At 45.4% G+C, this 19460-nt stretch carries 25 protein-coding genes; 20 read left to right on the top strand and 5 right to left on the bottom strand.

The window, feature by feature from the left end; translation table 11 throughout:
• Positions 1-98 precede the first annotated feature (98 nt).
• The 11 genes from C9I89_RS07105 (at position 99) to C9I89_RS22460 (ending at position 5392) form a co-directional block, all read left to right on the top strand.
• A complete protein-coding gene (locus tag C9I89_RS07105; protein WP_107282648.1) occupies positions 99-932 on the top strand; it encodes a major capsid protein P2 in 834 nt (277 codons plus the stop codon).
• Between the two features lie 9 nt (positions 933-941).
• Positions 942-1217, top strand: coding sequence for a hypothetical protein (locus C9I89_RS07100; RefSeq protein WP_107282647.1), 276 nt, complete (start codon positions 942-944; stop codon positions 1215-1217).
• Positions 1217-1372, top strand: coding sequence for a hypothetical protein (locus C9I89_RS22465; protein ID WP_170107647.1), 156 nt, complete (start codon positions 1217-1219; stop codon positions 1370-1372). Before C9I89_RS07100 ends, C9I89_RS22465 begins: the two co-directional genes overlap by 1 nt.
• Positions 1369-1578 carry a hypothetical protein gene (locus C9I89_RS07095; protein ID WP_107282646.1) on the top strand — a complete coding sequence of 70 codons (210 nt, stop codon included), beginning with the start codon at positions 1369-1371 and terminating at the stop codon, positions 1576-1578. Before C9I89_RS22465 ends, C9I89_RS07095 begins: the two co-directional genes overlap by 4 nt.
• Positions 1578-2009: a hypothetical protein gene (locus C9I89_RS07090; protein WP_107282645.1), complete on the top strand. Its 432-nt coding sequence runs from the start codon at positions 1578-1580 to the stop codon at positions 2007-2009. Before C9I89_RS07095 ends, C9I89_RS07090 begins: the two co-directional genes overlap by 1 nt.
• Complete coding sequence (locus C9I89_RS07085) at positions 2002-2505, top strand: chemotaxis protein (protein ID WP_107282644.1); 504 nt, start codon at positions 2002-2004, stop codon at positions 2503-2505. The genes C9I89_RS07090 and C9I89_RS07085 overlap by 8 nt, the downstream gene beginning before the upstream one ends.
• Complete coding sequence (locus C9I89_RS07080; RefSeq protein ID WP_107282643.1) at positions 2502-3158, top strand: hypothetical protein; 657 nt, start codon at positions 2502-2504, stop codon at positions 3156-3158. The genes C9I89_RS07085 and C9I89_RS07080 overlap by 4 nt, the downstream gene beginning before the upstream one ends.
• Positions 3159-3217: 59 nt before the next feature.
• Entirely contained in the window at positions 3218-4225 is a 1008-nt protein-coding gene (locus tag C9I89_RS07075) for a hypothetical protein (RefSeq protein ID WP_146155052.1), read from the top strand.
• A 50-nt stretch (positions 4226-4275) separates the two neighbouring features.
• Entirely contained in the window at positions 4276-4731 is a 456-nt protein-coding gene (locus C9I89_RS07070) for a virion protein (protein ID WP_107282641.1), read from the top strand.
• Positions 4732-4819: 88 nt separating this feature from the next.
• Positions 4820-5227 carry a hypothetical protein gene (locus C9I89_RS07065; protein ID WP_107282640.1) on the top strand — a complete coding sequence of 136 codons (408 nt, stop codon included), beginning with the start codon at positions 4820-4822 and terminating at the stop codon, positions 5225-5227.
• 3 nt (positions 5228-5230) lie between these two features.
• Positions 5231-5392: a hypothetical protein gene (locus C9I89_RS22460; protein WP_170107646.1), complete on the top strand. Its 162-nt coding sequence runs from the start codon at positions 5231-5233 to the stop codon at positions 5390-5392.
• Positions 5393-5418: 26 nt separating this feature from the next.
• On the opposite strand, the gene C9I89_RS07060 is transcribed toward C9I89_RS22460, so the two are convergent.
• The 4 genes from C9I89_RS07060 to C9I89_RS07045 all read right to left on the bottom strand — a co-directional run bounded on the left by C9I89_RS07060 (position 5419) and on the right by C9I89_RS07045 (position 10554).
• Positions 5419-6108 carry a putative periplasmic lipoprotein gene (locus C9I89_RS07060; RefSeq protein ID WP_107282639.1) on the bottom strand — a complete coding sequence of 230 codons (690 nt, stop codon included), beginning with the start codon at positions 6106-6108 and terminating at the stop codon, positions 5419-5421.
• Positions 6109-6187: 79 nt separating this feature from the next.
• Positions 6188-6661 carry a phage protein gene (locus C9I89_RS07055; RefSeq protein ID WP_107282638.1) on the bottom strand — a complete coding sequence of 158 codons (474 nt, stop codon included), beginning with the start codon at positions 6659-6661 and terminating at the stop codon, positions 6188-6190.
• Between the two features lie 635 nt (positions 6662-7296).
• Entirely contained in the window at positions 7297-9369 is a 2073-nt protein-coding gene (locus C9I89_RS07050) for a PAS domain-containing sensor histidine kinase (RefSeq protein WP_107282637.1), read from the bottom strand.
• A gap of 3 nt (positions 9370-9372) precedes the next feature.
• Positions 9373-10554 (bottom strand): FIST signal transduction protein, encoded by a 1182-nt coding sequence (locus C9I89_RS07045; RefSeq protein ID WP_107282636.1) that lies wholly within the window; start codon positions 10552-10554, stop codon positions 9373-9375.
• Between the two features lie 149 nt (positions 10555-10703).
• Here C9I89_RS07045 and C9I89_RS07040 point away from each other — a divergent pair, with 149 nt between their 5' ends.
• Positions 10704-11429 (top strand): SDR family oxidoreductase, encoded by a 726-nt coding sequence (locus tag C9I89_RS07040; protein ID WP_107282635.1) that lies wholly within the window; start codon positions 10704-10706, stop codon positions 11427-11429.
• A 75-nt stretch (positions 11430-11504) separates the two neighbouring features.
• Here C9I89_RS07040 and C9I89_RS07035 read toward each other — a convergent pair whose 3' ends face one another.
• Positions 11505-11948, bottom strand: coding sequence for a hypothetical protein (locus tag C9I89_RS07035; protein WP_107282634.1), 444 nt, complete (start codon positions 11946-11948; stop codon positions 11505-11507).
• A gap of 277 nt (positions 11949-12225) precedes the next feature.
• Between C9I89_RS07035 and ccoN the strand changes: the two genes are divergently transcribed.
• The 8 genes from ccoN to C9I89_RS06995 all read left to right on the top strand — a co-directional run bounded on the left by ccoN (position 12226) and on the right by C9I89_RS06995 (position 19402).
• A complete protein-coding gene (gene ccoN / locus C9I89_RS07030; RefSeq protein ID WP_107282633.1) occupies positions 12226-13653 on the top strand; it encodes a cytochrome-c oxidase, cbb3-type subunit I in 1428 nt (475 codons plus the stop codon).
• A 12-nt stretch (positions 13654-13665) separates the two neighbouring features.
• On the top strand, positions 13666-14274 hold the full coding sequence (gene ccoO / locus C9I89_RS07025) for a cytochrome-c oxidase, cbb3-type subunit II (protein ID WP_107282632.1): 609 nt from the start codon (positions 13666-13668) through the stop codon (positions 14272-14274).
• Positions 14275-14285: 11 nt separating this feature from the next.
• Positions 14286-14468 (top strand): cbb3-type cytochrome oxidase subunit 3, encoded by a 183-nt coding sequence (locus tag C9I89_RS07020; RefSeq protein WP_107282631.1) that lies wholly within the window; start codon positions 14286-14288, stop codon positions 14466-14468.
• Positions 14465-15445: a cytochrome-c oxidase, cbb3-type subunit III gene (ccoP, locus tag C9I89_RS07015; RefSeq protein ID WP_107282630.1), complete on the top strand. Its 981-nt coding sequence runs from the start codon at positions 14465-14467 to the stop codon at positions 15443-15445. Before C9I89_RS07020 ends, ccoP begins: the two co-directional genes overlap by 4 nt.
• Positions 15446-15566: 121 nt before the next feature.
• Positions 15567-16058, top strand: coding sequence for a FixH family protein (locus tag C9I89_RS07010; protein ID WP_107282629.1), 492 nt, complete (start codon positions 15567-15569; stop codon positions 16056-16058).
• Complete coding sequence (locus C9I89_RS07005; protein WP_107282628.1) at positions 16055-18487, top strand: heavy metal translocating P-type ATPase; 2433 nt, start codon at positions 16055-16057, stop codon at positions 18485-18487. Before C9I89_RS07010 ends, C9I89_RS07005 begins: the two co-directional genes overlap by 4 nt.
• Positions 18480-18713 carry a cbb3-type cytochrome oxidase assembly protein CcoS gene (gene ccoS, locus C9I89_RS07000; protein ID WP_107282627.1) on the top strand — a complete coding sequence of 78 codons (234 nt, stop codon included), beginning with the start codon at positions 18480-18482 and terminating at the stop codon, positions 18711-18713. The genes C9I89_RS07005 and ccoS overlap by 8 nt, the downstream gene beginning before the upstream one ends.
• Positions 18710-19402 (top strand): sulfite exporter TauE/SafE family protein, encoded by a 693-nt coding sequence (locus C9I89_RS06995; RefSeq protein ID WP_107282626.1) that lies wholly within the window; start codon positions 18710-18712, stop codon positions 19400-19402. Before ccoS ends, C9I89_RS06995 begins: the two co-directional genes overlap by 4 nt.
• The last annotated feature ends 58 nt before the right edge of the window (positions 19403-19460 follow it).

Raw genomic sequence — 19460 nt, 5'->3', positions numbered from 1 at the left:
TGATCACCGGAGTGATTGCGTTAATTGTCGCGGCGGGCGTTGTCTGGGCGTCAAATAATGTTGATGCCGTTGAAGAGCAGATCGGTTAAGGGGGCAATATGGAACTATTAAGTACTAACTTTGCACCACGTCCGAAAGAACTTGATCCCATTGAAGGTGTTGGTTGGGGTAATCGTGCCTCGCTGCGTCTGGTATCCGGTCCGACTTATCACAGTATCGAACTTGTGACAGATATTATCGATCCTAAAGACATTGAACGCGTTGAAGTGTCATTGAATGGTTCGGCCAAATACAGCGTAACGGGTGAAACCCTGATTGCACTGCAAGCGCACCGTAAGAACTACGCCCAAGACGGTCGCTATACCATTTCATTTGGTGACGCGACATTGCGTACTAAAATCGGTGTCCGTCAAACAGACCTCGTAACCTTAGCCAGTGAAATTTGGTTTGTTCACATCACATTGAAGAACAAAGACACATCGGTAAAAGCGCCATCAATGCGTGCACGTGCTCATGTTCTGCCAGCACAGTCCGAGCGTTACTACATGCCGCGTTTGTATGAGCTGACTTGGTTTGCGTCTGCTTCTGGCCGTACGCCGTTTGATTTTTCAGAACGCAGCGCCGCACTCAACCTCAAGCGTATCCACTTCAAAGATGATTCGATTCAGCGTATCCGCCTAATCCGCGACAACCTTGAAGAAATGAACATCACCAAAGCCGATAACGCGTTTGATCTCGCGCAATCCAAGAAAGAGCAAACACCTGGTTGGTTCAGCCTCGATTTTATCCGTTACGGCTTTGGTGCCGATGGCATGTTAAACACCGCGGCCCGCAGTCAGTTAGCGTTTGAACTGGATAAAGCCGAAGTGGGCAGTATTCCGGTCATTGTTGAAGCGGTTGAGCAAGTGAAGGCACTTCCGGCCAAAGCATAAGGGGGCGGAATGAGTTTATTTGATAGCTGGGGCGAAAGCCTCAGCGGGTTAACAGATTCCATTGTTAACGGCGGTGAGCAGCTGGTCGATGCATGGTTCGACGGTGAGGCCGACAAAGTGCAGTCAGCCGCGCCGGAAGAAAACCGACCTAAGCAAGAGGCCGCACAACAGCCAACAGGCCAGCCGATTATCTACGGCGGGATGAATACCAATACCATGATGTTAATGGGTGGCGGTTTTGTGCTGCTGATGATGTTCATATTCCTGATGATGAAGGGGAAATAATGCCATTAGCATTTTTATTCTGGCCTGCATTGGCGGGTACGGTGGGGTATGTCGGCGGCCTGTTCAGCGGTGAAGTATTCGCCCGCACCTTCAAGATTTTGATTGCGGTCTTAATGGGCCTTTGGCTCGTCAATATCACGGGAGTGTTGAAATGATCCCCGGTATCGGAGAGTTAGCAAATAGCGGTTCTATGCCGATTGATGCAGGCGGTGGCGCGGCGGGGCCGTCAACGGCTACCTCTGAATCAAACATGGGTTTCAGGGTCGGTGCCATCAATATGGGGGGCAGTTCGCTGTCCAACTGGTTACCTGTTCTGCTGGCCTTGCTTGTGGTCTGGTTTCTAATCAAAAAGGTGGGCTGATGTATTTTCGAATAGTCCGACCGGAAGCCGCCGATTTTGCAGCCAACCTGAATTTATTAAGGCCCGCGTTCGTCGGCTCTGATAACCCCAAGGTGGAATTTAATCAGGTTCAGGAATGGATTCAAACCAATAAGGCCAGCTTTTATCTGTTATCCGGTAAAGGCGTGAAACTCTGGTTTGTTAGCCGGGTGATTGATAACCGCTATCACATTGTTGCGATGACAGGCCGTGGTCTGGTTGATGCTGCCAATTTCATTATTGAGCGCGTCACCACATGCGGTTATGCGTCGATTACGTATCACACCTACCGTCAGGGAATGCGCCGGATATTAAGCCGTTTCGGCTTTGAACAGAAAGAGAAGGTGCGAGATTTTGACGGCATAACAGAAACTGTTCACCAATTGGAATTATTGGGAGGTATGAATGGGTAAGGGAGGTAAAAGCCAAAGTACCAACAACACAACCAGCACCAACGTCAGCGGCCAGAATGCCATTCAAGGCGATAACTTAGGCGTTGCCATTTCTGGCGTTAACAACTCAACTATTAACGCCACCATGACCGACCACGGCGCAATCGAAAAAGCCGCCGAACTGGGAGAGCTGGCACTAAGCAGCAATGTTGACGTTTCCAAAGCCGCGCTAGGAATGGGTGAAAAGGCACTTACCATTAATGCCGATGTGTCAAATAACGCCATGGAACTGGTCACTGGTGCACACGGCGAAAACCTACAGATGATGGCAGGGCTTGCCGGGAATCAGGCCGCGCAAAACGCGGAAAACGCGGAAAACATAGGTGCCATCAAAGAGCTTGCCGCAATGAAAATTGACGGCGGTCAGGTTGCCACCTCTAAACAGATGACCATTGTGGTGTCAGTCGTCGTGTTCATGCTGGCACTGGTATTCATCATGCGAGGGGGTAAATCATGAGTTTCAAGCAACACATGCAGCCGCGCCAGCGGTCACAGTTTCAGGTTGTCGGTGAGTTTATCTATGTTGAGTCGTGCAGCGATACAGTGCTGATTCAAACCGAACGCGGGGAATACCGATTAAAGCCCGGCGCACAGGTTCTTGATAGCCAGCTATCAGGCCGCGTGACCGTCGAGAACCTAGGCGAAGCGGGCAACGTGGAAATTATCTGCGGTTTTGGTCAGTACATTCCACCACAAGACGGTCAAACCGTGACGGTGTCACAAATGCCGCCTGTGGCGGTTGAATCACTGCCAGCGGTCACAGTCAAAGCCTTGCCATCAGTAGCGGTCGAAGCCTTGCCAAAAGTCCAGCTTGAAACAGGGCAAATGGTACGGGTTTATGCAACAACCGCCTTGCTGACCAAACCCGTAGGCGGGGCAACAGTTGAAACCAGTGTATTAACCATTACCAGCGGGCAGGCTGAATTACTGGCTAATTCGTCACGTTGTCACGTTTTATTAAAAGCATCCGCCAGCAATACCGATGTGATCACCATTGGCAACGGTTTTACGTTATCGCCCGGTGAAAAACAGCAGATTGATACCTTTGGTGGCCTGATGTTCTCCGGTACTGATAACAACACAATTGAAATCATTGAGGTCATACGATGACAGCGCAAACATTAAAAGACCGCCTTCCTGCGGGCGACCCGCGTAACAAAATCGAGTTCTTGGCAGAAGAGTTAGACAGGCGTTTGGCGGAATTATTGAAACCTGCTATGCCTAAAAACATCTTACGAAATGCCGCGTTTCTGGCTGCGTGTGATGGTTTTAAAGGTTCGTTATCCCGTTGGGGGCGACCGCACATCGATAAAGATAATCAGAATTCTTTGTCTTATGCTCACTCGTTAGCAGCGCCCGCTTGCCCCAACTGGAACGGCGAAGCAAAACAATTATCAAAGCCGGAGTTTCGTAGTTTTTCGGTGTCTGAAAATGACAGGTTTGGTAGCCGTACTGGAGGTCAGCTTCAGATTTCCTCAGGTTCACATAATCAAGTGTTATATCAGATATTCCGTGCTCCAGCGGCAACGGTAGAGGCACTGAAAAGCACCTGCTGTTATATCCGCCTACGGGGTTCCGGCTATGAGCGTGTGCGCTTTGGGCTGGTTAAACTGAATGAGAATTATGAGGCTACGGGGTATATAGCATCAGAAATCATTCAGGCTGAAATGTGGACTGATGAATATGAAGGATGGATTGACAATGTCACGTTAGAAATGGGGAGCGTGTACGCTTTTTTTGTTGAGCGCTTAGATGTTAAACAGGCGCAGCATACATTCATTGCGAGTGCGGGCGTCTATTTCGGTGTGTCGGGTGAAATCCCCGAGCTGGATACAACTGAAATTGATTTAGATGACCAGTTGTTTTTTAAAATTAAAACCGGGTTAACCGGAGCGGAGTTTGTGGAAAATATGACGTTCCCAATTCCATTGATGAATTATCCGCATGGCATTGAAAAACACCTGACTGTCAACATAGTCGAAACCCATTCCACTGACCGTGTTTTGTCTAAAGATATTCTAATCAGGGCAAATCGGGATACCAATCAATTAGAGCTGACCAATGTAACAGGCGGTAGTGTTGGCATAGGTGGGAAAGAGTTTTCAGTTGAAGCGTATTATTCGAAAAACGTTAACACAATTAACTACTTCAATATGCCAGATTATGTAGCGGCTTAATCATGCGTATGGTTCTTACTTTAACGTTATTTATAGGGATATTAATTTACATGAAGCAAAAACAATCGCCAACTCATACCGATGGCAACTCATTAGACTTGAATGCGCCGCGTGGCGTTCGCAACAACAACCCGCTCAATATCCGAGAATCCAAAGGCGATAAAACAAATTGGATGGGCGAACGGGCCACCAATGACGATTCAGCCTTTGAAGAATTCACCCATGTGAAATACGGCTTTCGTGCCGGGGCGCGAATCCTGCGCAGCTACCAGCGGCGCGGAATCAATACCATTTACGACATCATTCACACGTTCGCGCCGAGTCATGAGAATGAAACCGACCATTACGCCAACTTAGTGAGCGAATGGACAGGCATCAGCAAATACACGCCGATTGATGTGAAGAACGACGACTTAACCGCCAATTTGCTACAGGCCATGGCACGCATGGAAGTAGGGCGCGAATATCCGATTTCTGAGGTTATGCAAGGGGTGAAACTGGCATGAATCCAACAGCAAAACACATAGCCATTAGCGTGGCGGGCGTCGTTATCGGCGCATACACACTTAAATTTTTACGCTATAAGGGATGGTTATGATAGGAATCATTGCATCGCTAATCTCTGGCGGTGTATCACTCTACAAGAATCGGCAAGAAACCAAGGCCAAAGAATCCGAGCGTAAAGATCGTATCAGTGAAGCCAAAACCACCGCGACTATTGAACGTATTCAACAGGGTGACAACAACGCCGCAAAGCTCGACGAACTAAGCATTGCTCAGCGTGGCTGGAAAGATGAATACCTATTGCTCATCACCACATCACCGTTAGTGTTGTGCTTTATTCCTGACATGGCGCAATACGTTGATGCGGGATTTGCCGCCTTGCTTATTGTTCCTGAGTATTACTGGTACGGCTTGTCCATGGTTTACATTGATACCTTTGGCTTTAGACGCATGTTACGGGTAGCGGCTGAGCGTTGGTTAGAAAAAAGGTGGGGGTAGTTAATGGAAACATTTCTGGTTGCAGCGGGAACGGGAATTATCTCTAGCGTTGCAACGGTCGTCGCGTTAAAGGTTGATATAGGCTGGATAAAACAGACCCAGTCTGAACTTAAAGTGCGTATGGACAGCTTTGAAAAACGTTTGCAAAAGTTAGAGCAGAAATAATAAGGCCGCAATCGCGGCCTATCTTTTTAATTAACAGGAACAGTTCCCCAAATCATATTGGTATCATTATAAAGCGCACCTACTAACTGAATAGTTCCGCCATCACTAACAGTAAATGCAGCCCCGTTATAATTCCCGTCATAGCTTGATGGTGTGCAAGCCGTTGCCGTCACAGAAGCCCTGTAATAATGATTATTCTTGGTCAGCGTACCGGAAAAAGTACACATACCATTAATTGCAATATTACCCTCCGAATCAATAGCCCATGTTGAACCGTCATCCGCATTGGTATGTGTGCCGGTGATTTGATTAAGAGCCAGACTGTCCGGTTGTTTAGTGAAAGAATGAACAAATGACGTGCCGTCTATAACCGCCATTGCACTGGCGGTATTACCATCAAATGTAATTGATACAGCTTGCTCAGGATCGTGAACAAAAAGGCCATCAGACCAAAGACGAACACCTTTAAGGGCTAAAGTCTCGTTATTTACCGTGGCCGAATCAAACGAGTAAAGATTGTTAGTGGAATCGGCAGCTAAAACACCGTTAGCAATTGCGGTATCGATAACCATCACAGCATCAGCTGATTTATAGATACCGTTAGGTTGAATCGTTGGAGACGGGCCCGGTCTTGGTGTCGGCGTGCTTGATGAAGAACCACCTCCACATGCAGCCAGTAAAGCGGTAGATATTGCAACAACAACCAGTTTTTTCATTACTATATTTCCTTATATTCGCGCGAAAATTGGCAGGGATCATACCTATAAAGCCAAGAGGGATTAAATCAGTGATTAATTATTTGGACTTAGTTAACACATTGTTTTTACGCTTTTTTCGATAAAGTTTCTTTTTCTCCTTCGTCACAGTGTCACATTCTGGCTGTTGTATCCGGCGGCCACCACGAAACGGCAACGGTGTAACCACATTCGAGCGCACCGGAACATAGTCCAGCTCATACATACGCTTAAGGGCGTGATACTCATCAAACCGGAGCGCCCAAGATTCAAGCTCTTTAGGGCTAAATCGACGTCCTTCGGGGGTGACGATTACGCAATAGTCCTCATCAACACGAAAACCTTTCCAGCGCGTATCGTCCGGCAGATAGCCGCGGGAACGAATCAGCAATAGCTTTTCGGCCATCGGATTGACATCAATTTTACCCGTCAGCCAGCGCTTGACGGTGACGGGTTTTACATGAAACCACGCTGACGCCTGGTGAATATCATCAAAAACACGCCAGAACAACTGGACAAACGATTCATGCAACATGATTTACCTCGCAATTCTATTTTGATTTTTAACGTTTTTTCCGATTGGTGAGGTATGGTTTAATCGATGGAAACGATTAAAGTGTAAAATCCCGCGTTACGTTGTGAAATGATGGCATTCACCAGAAAGTGATAGTAAATGGATACAACCATTTGAAAGTTTAAGTTTCTTTTGTAAGCGACTGATATCAAATCTAATTAGCTTGAGATTTAACAAATATTACAGTGATGACCCAAACCCTTGAAATATTGTTAAATTTACACCTTCCAGTGCGCATTATGTATATTATGTTAAATTCAGCATTAATGATTATATCTTAAGTTACCTCTCAATGCCTCTTATTTTCTCGCACTTCTCTTTCTATCAAACACTACTGTACAATTTAACAGTATTGGCTATTTACCATAAAATAGGTAATTAACACCTTACTTTAAGCTCTTCTGCAAATGGTCAGTTTGCATTGATCTTCAAGTTCGTTGTTAATTACAGAACTTGCAATCAATGCGATCAGTAGATTGGTACAACTCATCAACCATGCTTTGCTATTCCTTTTGGCTATCTTTAGCTGTATCAACACAGCGTTGGCTACTTTGATAATTCGATTTCATGGCATCAGCTACCTTAATTGAGAATATTTAAAGCATCTGGTATTTGCTAAGCACCTGGTTGAGTTCTGCTGAACGTATCGGCTTGGCTAAGAAATCGTCCATGCCCGCTTTTTGGCATTCGTCTTTATCTGATTGCATCGCATTAGCCGTTAACGCAATTATTGGAATGTGAATTTCTCTTTCTCGTAACAATCTCGTGGCTTGTAATCCATCCAGTACTGGCATTGAAATGTCCATAAAGACAATATCAAATTGCTCATGTTCATTTTGTAATGCTCTAACTGCTTCGTCGCCATTATTCGCAATTTGTACGCGGTGACCACGTTTTTCAAGCATGAGTTTCGCGACAAGCTGATTGGTATTACTATCTTCAGCAAGCAAAATGTTAAGCGAGCGTTCTGACGCTGATAACTGCTGTGGTAACTCTTTAATCGTAGTTTCTGTCACAGGTATGATCGGAATCGAAACGGTGAAACAGCTTCCTACACTTAACGCGCTGCAGAGCGATATTTTCCCGTTCATCTTATTAATCAGGTGCTGGCTAATTGCGAGCCCCAATCCCGTGCCGCCAAAGCGTCGAGTAATGCTGCCATCGGCTTGAACAAATGGATTAAACAGAGTCTTCTGGGCTTTGGGCGCAATTCCTATACCTGTATCGCTCACCGCAATTTCAACCTGTTCATCAACAGCTTTAACGACTACTCGAATAGAACCCGAGTTTGTGAACTTGATAGCATTGCCAATCAGATTGAACATTACCTGTGCCACCCGGTTTTTATCCCCAAGCATACTAATGGGTACTGATGAATCTATTTTCGAGGTTAAAGCGATTCCTTTCCTATTCGCTTGATCTCTTAATTGATTAACGACGAGATTAATACTGTCTGCAAGACACATTTCAGCATTAAATAACTCAAAATTACCAGATTCGATACGAGACAAATCTAAAATATCATTGATGATCGTAAGAAGCAGTTGAGCCGATTGATCCATTTGGTTCACCCACGCGACTTGTTCATGATTGAGACCTGAATCAGATAACGTGTCCATCAAACCTAATACCGCATTCAATGGCGATCGGATCTCATGGCTCATCATGGCCAGAAACTCTGATTTGGCGGTGTTGGCGGATTCGGCTTGTTTTCGTGCTTGCTGTAATTCAAACAAACGTTGTTTGCGATGGGTAATGTCTTTGGCTGTTCCCCGATAACCAACTATTTTTCCTTGTTTATTGAAATACGGGGTACCACTCAAACTAATCCACAAGCCACCTTCATGTTCGGGTAATTGCCACTCTAAATCTTCGAAAGCTGCTTTATTTTCTAATTTTTGTAATAGCTGATCCCGTAACTCTAATTGCTCACCAAATATTTCAAAAATGCTATCATCATCAATGATGTGGTTTGCTAAATGAGGTGCTGATATATAGGTAAATTGATAATCGGTATCAATTTCCCAAAACCAGTCACCGACCGTTTTCGCAAAATCTTTGAATCGTTGCTGGCTATGAGTCAGTTCTTGCGTTCGGGCCATGACAAGTGATTGAAGACGCTCGCGATAATCAATATCAATAATTGCACGTTCTAGCAAAGGACGAAAACTGTCCAATACCCGGCGACAATGCGGTGTAAACTGACTTCGCTCAGAATGGAAAAAAAGGAGTAATGCATCCCCTGTACTTACTTTGACCCCTGTCATCAAAGCCGATTGACAGTGATTAAGCATGTCTGAACTCAATATTTTAAATTCATTAACATTTTGGGGTGAAAATAACGCCACACTTTCACCTTTGAGACAGCGGGAAAATGTGTTTTCTACCGTCCAGACACTCGATTCGAACACCTGACAAGTCGTTACTAGCTCTTGTAGCGGTGCCGCTTCATCGTCACGCGTAAGAACCAGAGCATGCTCGAAACCAATATATTTTCGTAGTACGGCCAATAAACTATTAAATACCTGTCGTTTATTGTTGGCTCCGGCCATGGCGGATATTCCAGCAAGAATAGCTGAATTTTCATCCCTTAGTTGCTTTTCTCTGTCCTGACTTCGTAATAAATCAAGCAATGTCTCTTGTAGTTTCTCTGATTCAAAACTTGGCATTTATTAATCCCTATGAAATAAAACGGCTGAGATCATCAAATTGCCGTGTGCATTTTCGCCACCAATAAATTGCCCTTGTTCCCCGTATGTGAATGGACAAACAAAAGGTGCGCTATGCATCGCCCGATTAACATAATGGGCGACTTGATTCATTCTATGTTGTACTTTTAACATGCAACCGGCACAGTAGATGGTAATCCCGCCGATGGGATCTAACTTTTGACTATTATTGATATCATTAGCCGAATCGATAACCCTACCCGCTCTGGTAACCAGGCGTTCTTCAGTGCCTTCCATCAAATAGAGTCGCTCACCTTCCTCGACCGTAGCAAACAGCTCAATTCCCCCTCTTTTTGTGACTTTTCTGGGGTGAGCGAGTTTGAAATAAGGTAAATCATGTACATTTCCCACCACTCGGCCTAAGGGACTTAAGCTACTTTCGCTAATTATGCTCTCGGTATTGTCATTGTTTGAGTTTTTACCCAGCCAACTCTGATACTTTTTAATCGCGGGTTGGTTATCCAGTTCAATAATTTCCCGCCCTTCGACACGAGTCACTATGGCTGACATACCGGTAGTAGCATAACCAGAATGAAACGAATAGCTCACTTGACAGGAAGGATAAAACACACATAAAGCTACACCTTGTTGCGTGCTTTGCTCATGAGTAAATAGCTTCCAGTTCCCTTGTGCAAAGTCATCTGCAGCACTTCCGCCGATAATCGGAACCGAGGTACCAAGCTCATGTTCTATCCCCTTAATAATTTCTTCTTCGTTTCCTGGTGTTGCATGCAGCAAGATTAATGCCGGGAGCTCACCTGGCCGACCACTATTTTCAATTGCACGTAATACCGCTTGGCGAGCCATGTCGAAGGGGGCTTGATTGGTTGAGACGATGGCAGTGCCAAATGCACCGGTGTAGTCATTCATTGCCCATAATGCAATGCCTTTGCCACGGTTATAGCCTTCATCTGTCATTATTCCCTGACAAGATGAACACCCTAATATCTGTGCGTGAGGATAGGCTTCCTGCAAGCTTGTCTGGAGCAAGCTCTCATCATAATTTTCGGAAAAATAGACTAATACCAGCTTAGGGTTCGCTACTTTCAGATTTAGTTTGCTTATAGCATCTGAAATAGCATGTTCTGATAAATGAAAGGCAGAGAAACTGGTGGCTATATCCATTTTTATTTACTGTTAATTATTACTTTGTCCCATAATAGACACTTTTTACTCATCAATCAGTAAGTAATGTCATTTTATGACTAAAGTCTGATGTCTGTTAGCCGCTAATGAATAACATCATAGAAAACTGTCGAAAATGAAGGGAATCAATGACTAGCAAAGTGGTTTTGGTGACTGGTGGTGCTCACGGCATTGGCAAAGGTATTTGCAAAATGCTCGTTAAGAGCAATGCGATTGTCATCGCGATTGACATTAATGAAGAAGACGGATTTAAGTTGGTTGCAGAAGAGCCTCGGATCCGATTTCGTTGTGCTGATGTTACCGTTGAATCAGAGCTTTCTGCGGTGATTAGCGAGATTGGTTCGCAGTTTGGTCAATTAGATGGGCTGGTCAATAACGCCGCAATAGCCAATCCTTATAATCCTCCTTTAGATCTATTAGATATGTACGATTGGAATCGGGTGCTGCAAGTCAACTTAACTGCGCCTGTAATGTTAACCAAACTTTGTCTGCCGTTACTGAGAGAATCAAAAGGCTCGGTGGTTAATATTAGCTCAACTCGCGCACAGCAGTCTGAACCGAATACAGAAGCCTACAGTGCATCCAAAGGGGGGCTGGTTGCATTGACTCATGCCTTAGCAAACAGTTTAGGCCCAGACATCCGGGTCAATTGCATCTCTCCGGGCTGGATCAATACGACAGATAAAACATTACGCTCTGTTGATGAACAGCAACACTTAACAGGGCGTGTCGGCCACGTTGATGATGTCGCTTCTATGGTAACGTTTTTGCTCAGTGAGCAATCTGGATTTATCACCGGACAAAATTTCACCCTGGATGGCGGGATGACGAAAAAGATGATTTATGCCCAATAAACATGATGAAATTAAGGCTTGGAAACCAAGCCTTAATTTCATACGAATTAGTGATGTAACCGTCTCGATTCTGAATCATTTTATCACGGTAAATTTTACAATAACCTTCTTACCACCCTGCTCAAGATTCATCGCCCAGTCCATTTGAGGGTGAACACAAGCCGGAACACTAAAATGTCCTAGCCAAACGTCCCCTTTTTGTTCAAAAACCACTGGTATCGTCCCCATAAACATATTTATACCTTCAACGGTAGCCGTCGGCTTAACATTTACGTTACCAATTTGTACAATAAGGGGAGATTCCGCAATGGCTGGTGTCGGTGACAAAGTGATTTCCAGCTCTTGTTGTTTCTCTTCAAACACACAGGTTCCTGCTTTAATCTGGCATTGAATAGCATTTTCATCTGCTGGTTTCGAATCATTATATGTAATTGTTCTCCATACAAATGCTGCAATTAAAACTGTCATTAAAAATAAAATTTGAATTAATCGAGCTTTGGTTAGTTTTTCTGCTGCCATTATTTTCCACGCTTCCCGTGTTACAGGTGTCAAAGTTTTCACATAAATGTTGCTTAACCGTAAATGACGTGTGGGCATTAAGCTGTCATTCAGTTGTTAAGTGAAGTATTATTGGCATTGAAAATGCCACTTTTACAATAAAATAGCAATTTGATTGTTGAGTTGTTCAAAGAAACAACAAGACATTTAACAAGCTTTGGGTGGCATTGCGACAACTAGTTGTTCGCACAAGGAAAGTAAGAGTGTAGTTGAACAATTCAAAGTGGAAGCATGCAATATGAGCCAAGTAAAGCAGCTTGAAGAAAGCTACAACTATACGGTCGTACGTCAGTTTACCTTAGTTACCATACTATGGGGAATTGTCGGTATGGGCGTTGGTGTATTAATTGCCGCTCAGCTGGTGTGGCCAGCGCTTAATTTCGATACCCCTTGGTTGACATACAGCCGTCTGCGTCCATTGCATACTAATGCAGTGATCTTCGCATTCGGTACCAGTGCGTTATTTGCTACGTCTTATTACGTAGTTCAGCGTACTTGTCAAACAAGACTATTTGGTGGGAAGTTAGCAGCGTTCACCTTCTGGGGCTGGCAAGCAGTTATCCTTTCCGCGGCAATCTCACTGCCGATGGGTTGGACCTCAGGTAAAGAATACGCAGAGCTGGAATGGCCGATTGATATCGCTATTACAGCTGTATGGGTAGCCTATGCCATTGTCTTTTTCGGTACCATGATCAAAAGAAAGACCTCGCACATTTATGTTGCGAACTGGTTCTTCGGTGCCTTTATTTTAACGGTAGCAGTACTTCACATTGTGAACAGTTTGGCTATCCCCGTCTCTATGACTAAATCCTATTCGGTTTATTCAGGCGCTGTGGATGCGATGGTTCAGTGGTGGTACGGCCACAACGCGGTAGGTTTCTTACTTACAGCGGGCTTCTTAGGCATGATGTACTATTTTGTCCCTAAGCAAGCGGGTCGTCCGGTTTACTCATACCGCCTATCTGTTGTGCACTTCTGGGCACTGATTTCGTTGTATATCTGGGCTGGTCCCCACCATCTTCATTATACTGCCCTGCCTGACTGGACTCAGTCGCTAGGTATGGTGATGTCGCTGGTTCTGTTTGCACCATCTTGGGGTGGCATGATCAACGGTATCATGACGCTTTCCGGCGCATGGCATAAGCTACGTTATGACCCAATCCTCCGTTTCTTAGTGGTTTCATTGTCTTTCTACGGTATGTCTACCTTCGAAGGCCCTATGATGGCGATTAAAACGGTCAACGCCCTCTCTCACTATACTGACTGGACCATCGGTCATGTTCACTCTGGTGCGTTAGGTTGGGTTGCAATGGTATCTATCGGTTCTGTTTATCACCTGATCCCTAAACTGTTTGGCCAAGGTCGTATGTACTCAGTAAAACTGATCAACGTTCACTTCTGGCTGGCAACGATTGGTACGGTTCTGTATATCGTAGCAATGTGGATTTCAGGTGTTATGCAAGGCCTGATGTGGCGCGCAGTCAATACAGACGGCACCCTGACATATAGCTTCGTAGAGTCTCTACAAGCATCCTATCCGTTCTACTTTGTTCGTTTTGTTGGTGGTTTCATCTTCCTGAGTGGCATGTTCCTAATGGCGTACAACGCCTATAAGACCATTTCTGCGCCGGAAGAAAGCCTACAAGCAACAGAACAACCAGCATAAGGAGTTCGACATATGAGCAATCGTCATGAAATTGTAGAAAAGAATGTCGGCCTTCTGGCGATCCTTATTGTTATCGCCATCAGTTTTGGTGCGCTGGTAGAAATTACGCCGCTTCTTTATCAGGAGCAGACGACAGAGTCTGTTGAAAATTTGCGCCCTTATACGGCGTTAGAAATGGAAGGTCGTGATATTTATATCCGTGAAGGCTGTAACGTTTGTCACAGTCAGATGATTCGTCCTTTCCGCTCCGAGACAGAACGTTATGGTCACTATTCCGTTGCGGGTGAAAGTGTATGGGAACACCCGTTCCTATGGGGCTCAAAACGTACTGGTCCTGACTTAGCCCGCGTTGGCGACCGATATTCTGATGACTGGCACCGCGTGCATTTGCGTGATCCTCGCGCTGTTGTACCTGAGTCAAATATGCCTGGCTTCCCTTGGTTGGAAAAGAATGAGCTTGATGGAAAGTTAACGTCTAAAAAGCTTGTTCTTTTCCGAGATACTTTTGGTGTTCCGTACACTGATGAGCAAGTTGCTAATGCCGGCGAAGACGTGAAAGGCAAGACTGAAATGGATGCTGTTATTGCTTACCTTCAGTCACTTGGTCACGCGATGAAATAGGGAGATACCAAATGGATATTATAACCATTCATAGTATTTGGACTGTTGTGTTGTTCATCAGCTTCATTGGTGTTTTCTTTTGGGCATACAGCAAGCGCCGCAAATCTGAATTTAATGAAGCTGCAAATTTAGTGTTTGCAGATGAAGATAAAGATTTGCTTACGCGTGAGAATGACAGGAGTCAGGAAGCATGACTACGTTTTGGAGTCTATGGATTAGCGTCATCACTATTGGCAGCCTGGTTGCTATTGCTGGCCTGCTTTACTGGTGTAGCAAAGATACCATGGGTGTTGAAGAAGGCGAAGATATGGGGCACGAATACGACGGTATTCGTGAAATCAATAACCCACTGCCTAAGTGGTGGTCATACATGTTCTGGGCCACATTAGTCTTCAGTGTACTTTATTTATTCCTTTATCCGGGATTAGGTAATTACAAAGGCTTTTTAGGTTGGCAAAGTTCGGACCAGACCGTTCGTTCTATTGCAGAGTCTCGCGTATCTGTCACTAACGCTCAACAAGACAAGCGCTTGGATCAATATGCCAAAGAGTTGGATGAAGCTGAATCAAAATTCGGTGAAACATTTAAAACTCTGGCATACGACGCGTCAGGTAACACCCTGCTTCCTATTACTGAGATTGCCGGTAATTCAGAAGCGATTAAAGTTGGCCAGCGTCTGTTTATTCAGAACTGTTCGCAATGCCATGGTTCTGATGCCCGAGGCCAAGCTGGCTTCCCTAACCTAACCGACGATGCCTGGTTATACGGCGGTGAAGCTGAAACGATCAAAACAACCATCATGAATGGTCGTATTGGGGTTATGCCTGCCTGGGGAGATGTGCTGGGCAAAGATGGGGCTAAAGAAGTTACTAGTTATGTACTTAGCCTGTCTGGCCGTAAGGTGAATACCAAAGAGGCAGCGGCGGGTAAGCAACCCTTCGTTGTTTGTGCAGCCTGCCACGGTACAGATGGTAAAGGTAATCCTGCATTTGGTGCCCCTGACTTAACGGATAACACTTGGTTGTATGGCGGTTCTCGTCGCGCGGTTGAAGCGACGGTTATGCATGGTCGTCAAGGTGTGATGCCAGCATGGAACGGTGTATTGGATGAAGATAAAATTCAGCTTATTTCTGCCTATGTATGGAACTTGAGTAACAATACCGACAAGTAACCTTTATTGTTAATAATCAGTTACATGTTAATGATGAGATTAGCAATAATCACTGAGACATAAAACTTGGCCCCTGTTATTTTCAGGGGCTAATACCCTCTATTCTTCAAAGGTAATCATCATGCAAAAACCATGGTATAAGCAGTTTTGGCCTTGGTTCGTTATTGCTATTCCTGCAACCTCGGTAATTTACAGCCTGACCGCTGTGTATATCTTTTCCCAAAACCAGGTCGATCTTGTTGCAGAGAATTATTATAAGGAAGGCAAAGCCATTAATGTTGATCTTTCTCGCCTGAGAGTCTCTGATGCATTAAAGCTGAAAGCTTCCGTTAATGTTGACGAAAACAGTATCGTATTGAATTTTGATAAAGGTGATCTCGCAACCTATCCAAACTTGCGTGTTACCTTTACCCACCGTACCTTGGCCAATAATGACTTCACCCAGATGGTCAGTGCCGATCTGAAAGGGACTTATCGCTTTAACGCCCCTGAGCCCCTGCTGGGCCCTTGGTTTGTTGAGCTTGAACCATTTGATGGCGATTGGATGTTGCAAGGTCGTGTTAACTTACCAACGTCCGACCCGATTTCGTTGTACGGGCAGGTCAAGGAATGACAAAAGAAACAAACAGATTTATTGACTGTTACCACTGCGGTGATCCTGTTCCGCAGGGTTGCCACTATAAAGTTGAGATACTGGGCAAAATGCGTGATATGTGTTGCCCTGGTTGTGAAGCCGTCGCTACCACCATCGTTGAAAGCGGGCTGACCTCCTATTATGAATACCGTACCGCTCCGGCTGAAAAAGCCGAATTAGTTCCGCAAAAACTGAAATCGTTATTACTGTATGATCATGAAGAAGTTCAGCAAGAATTTGTTCGTGATGTAGAAAACAGTAAAGAGGTCTGCCTCTCTCTTGATGGTGTTTCATGTGCGGCATGTGCCTGGCTCATCGAAAAGCAATTGATGCGTGAATCGGGGGTCGTTTCGATTCGGGTCAATACCACTACTCACCGCGCCTTACTAAAATGGGATCCTGTAAAAGCCAAACTCAGTCATCTTCTTTCCGCCATTCATAAGCTGGGTTACAAAGCCGCACCTTTTGAAGCTGATGCTCAAGAGCAGCAATATCACAACGCCATGAAGCAATACCTTTATCGCTTAGGTGTTGCCGGTATTGCGACCATGCAGGTCATGATGCTCGCGGTTGCTTTGTATTTTGAAGTATTCGGTGATTTAGATACCGAATTCAGAAACTACCTTCGTTGGGTCAGTTTAATTTTCGCCACGCCAGTACTGCTCTATTCCGCCTTCCCTTTTTATATGAATGCCTGGCGTAATATAACAGCCCGAACCCTGGGCATGGATGTTCCTGTCTCGATTGCTTTATTGTTTGCTTACGTCGCCAGCTTATATGCCACCGTTATGGCGAAAGGCGAAGTCTTCTTCGAGTCCATCTCGATGTTTACTTTCTTCCTCTTGCTTGGCCGTTTTCTTGAAATGCGCGCCCGCCGCCATGCCGCAGCAGCTAGCGCTAACTTATTGAAATTGGTGCCGGCAATGGCGACGCTGAAAGATGGTTCTCAGGTGGCTGCGAAAACATTGAAGATCGGTGACGTTGTCACAATCTTACCAGGTGATAGCTTACCTGCCGATGGTGAGATCTTAGAGGGCGAAACAACCATTGATGAATCCATGTTAACGGGAGAACCGATGCCGGTCCCGCGCCGTGTCGGTGAACAAATCTTTGCCGGAACCATCAATGGTGAAGGTAACATTACGCTTAAAGTTATGAAGGAGCGTCAGAATTCGCTGATTTCCAACATTGTCCGTCTGCAAGATGAAGCACAGATGTCAAAGCCGAAGGTGGCCGTTATGGCCGATGTCGTGGCACGTTACTTTGTCGCTGGGATCTTAATTATTGCGGCGGGTACATGGCTGTACTGGCATCAATATCAACCCGACGATGCACTTTGGATCACCCTTGCGGTTTTGGTTGCGACCTGCCCTTGTGCCTTGTCACTAGCCACGCCAACGGCATTAACATGTTCGACGTCAAGTTTAGGCCGATTGGGCATTCTGCTTCGCCGTGGTCACGTGCTCGAAACACTATGTAAGATCAACCAGTTAGTCATTGATAAAACAGGTACGTTAACGGAAGGCAATGTTCGCCTTGTTGATACTCAGCTATTTGGTAAATTCACACAGCTACAGGCACTGTCTTTTGCTGCAGAGTTGGAGAAATTTGCCAACCACCCTATTGCCAAGGCATTTGCTGCTTACCGTGGCCGATCTATCGAAGACGAAGATACCCGATACGGTTTTGAGTCTGTTGAAAATGTGATTGGTTGCGGTTTGAAAGGTCAGCGTAATCGTCAGGAGTGGCGAATCGGGCAACTTCCGTTTGTACTGGAAAACAATCCTGACGCTGAAGTACTGATAAATAGCGCGGATAATAGCTATCAGGTCTGGATGTCATGCGATTGCCAATTGGTGGCTGCATTCAGATTAGACGATCCAATTCGCCATGATAGTGTAGAGCTCGTTCAGCAATTTCAGGCCGCTGGTATTCAAGTCACTATGTTAACGGGTGACAACTCTATCAGCGCTCAGACTGTTGCAGATAAACTCCAAGTCAATAAGCTAGTATCAGGTGTCACACCAGAAGGAAAACTTGCTTATTTGCGTAGCCTTGAGACTACCGATGTCGCCCTTATGATTGGTGATGGTGTCAATGATGCCCCCGTGCTGGCCGGTGCCCACCTTTCTGTCGCCATGGGCGGAGGTACGGATGTCGCAAAATCATCGGCAGATATGGTGCTGTTAGGGGATCAGCTCTCACGAATTTTACGTGCACGACAGCTGGCTTTGCGCACCAAAAAGATCATCCGCGAAAACCTGCTTTGGGCCTTGGGTTATAACCTCGTTATTCTGCCACTGGCGGTTGCTGGTTTTGTTGCTCCTTACATTGCCGTGGTTGGCATGTCAGCCAGTTCGATCATTGTTGTATCAAATTCTTTAAGGTTATTAAAAGAAAATGGCTAGTCTTTACATATTAATACCGATTGCCATTGTGTTTGTCTGCATTGCTGTTGCGATCTTCTTATGGGCAGTAAAGTCCGAACAGTTCGAAGATCTGGAGCGTCAGGGCTATAGTATTCTGTTTGATGAAAACGAACCCGATGCTAAATCGACGGCGCAAGATCAGAAATCAGACCATCAGGCAGATGATCGCATAACCAAAACAAATAACACAGGCACGCCATCGTGAACATCGACCTCTATGCTGCCTTTATCATTGGCCTGATGGGCGCCGGGCACTGTTTTGGTATGTGCGGCGGTGTGGCCGCGGCACTCACCTTAGGCATGCCGGGACAACATATGCCTGGGCAAAAACGGCATAACCGCTGGCTCTACCTTGTCTGTTATAATTTTGGCCGATTGATCTCCTATGCCATTGCCGGTGCAATTATTGGTGGCGCTTTCGCGGGTATGGCAGCTTATAGCGGTTATGCGACGGCCTTGATCTCGTTGCGAATATTCGCGGCTATTATGATGATCTGTCTTGCGCTGTATTTGGGGCAGTGGTGGCAAGGGTTAACCAAGATTGAACATGTAGGGCAATTTTTCTGGCGCTTTATCTCACCGACAGCGAAATCATTATTACCGTTAAAATCCCCGCTGTCTGCCCTCCCTTTTGGCTTGCTTTGGGGCTGGTTACCGTGCGGATTAGTCTACTCAACACTCAGCTGGGCAGCCGTATCTGGCAGTGCCTTTGGCGGAGCCAGTGTTATGCTGGCATTTGGCTTAGGGACACTACCTGCAATGCTCCTTGTTGGTTCAGTTGCCGAACAGTTGAAGCGTTTATTGAGAAATCTATTTTTCAAACGTGCAAGTGCCTTACTGTTACTGACTTATGGCATCCATACTGGTTACATTGCAATCAAACAATTATTGTGAGGTTTTTTAATACTCGTAATAATGCTTCATAATATGTTAAAATATTGACCTACATCAA

The sequence above is a fragment of the Photobacterium lipolyticum genome, assembly GCF_003026475.1.
GTDB lineage: Bacteria > Pseudomonadota > Gammaproteobacteria > Enterobacterales > Vibrionaceae > Photobacterium > Photobacterium lipolyticum.
Note: the sequence above shows the minus strand (reverse complement) of the source record. Positions and strands in the feature narration are given on the sequence as shown.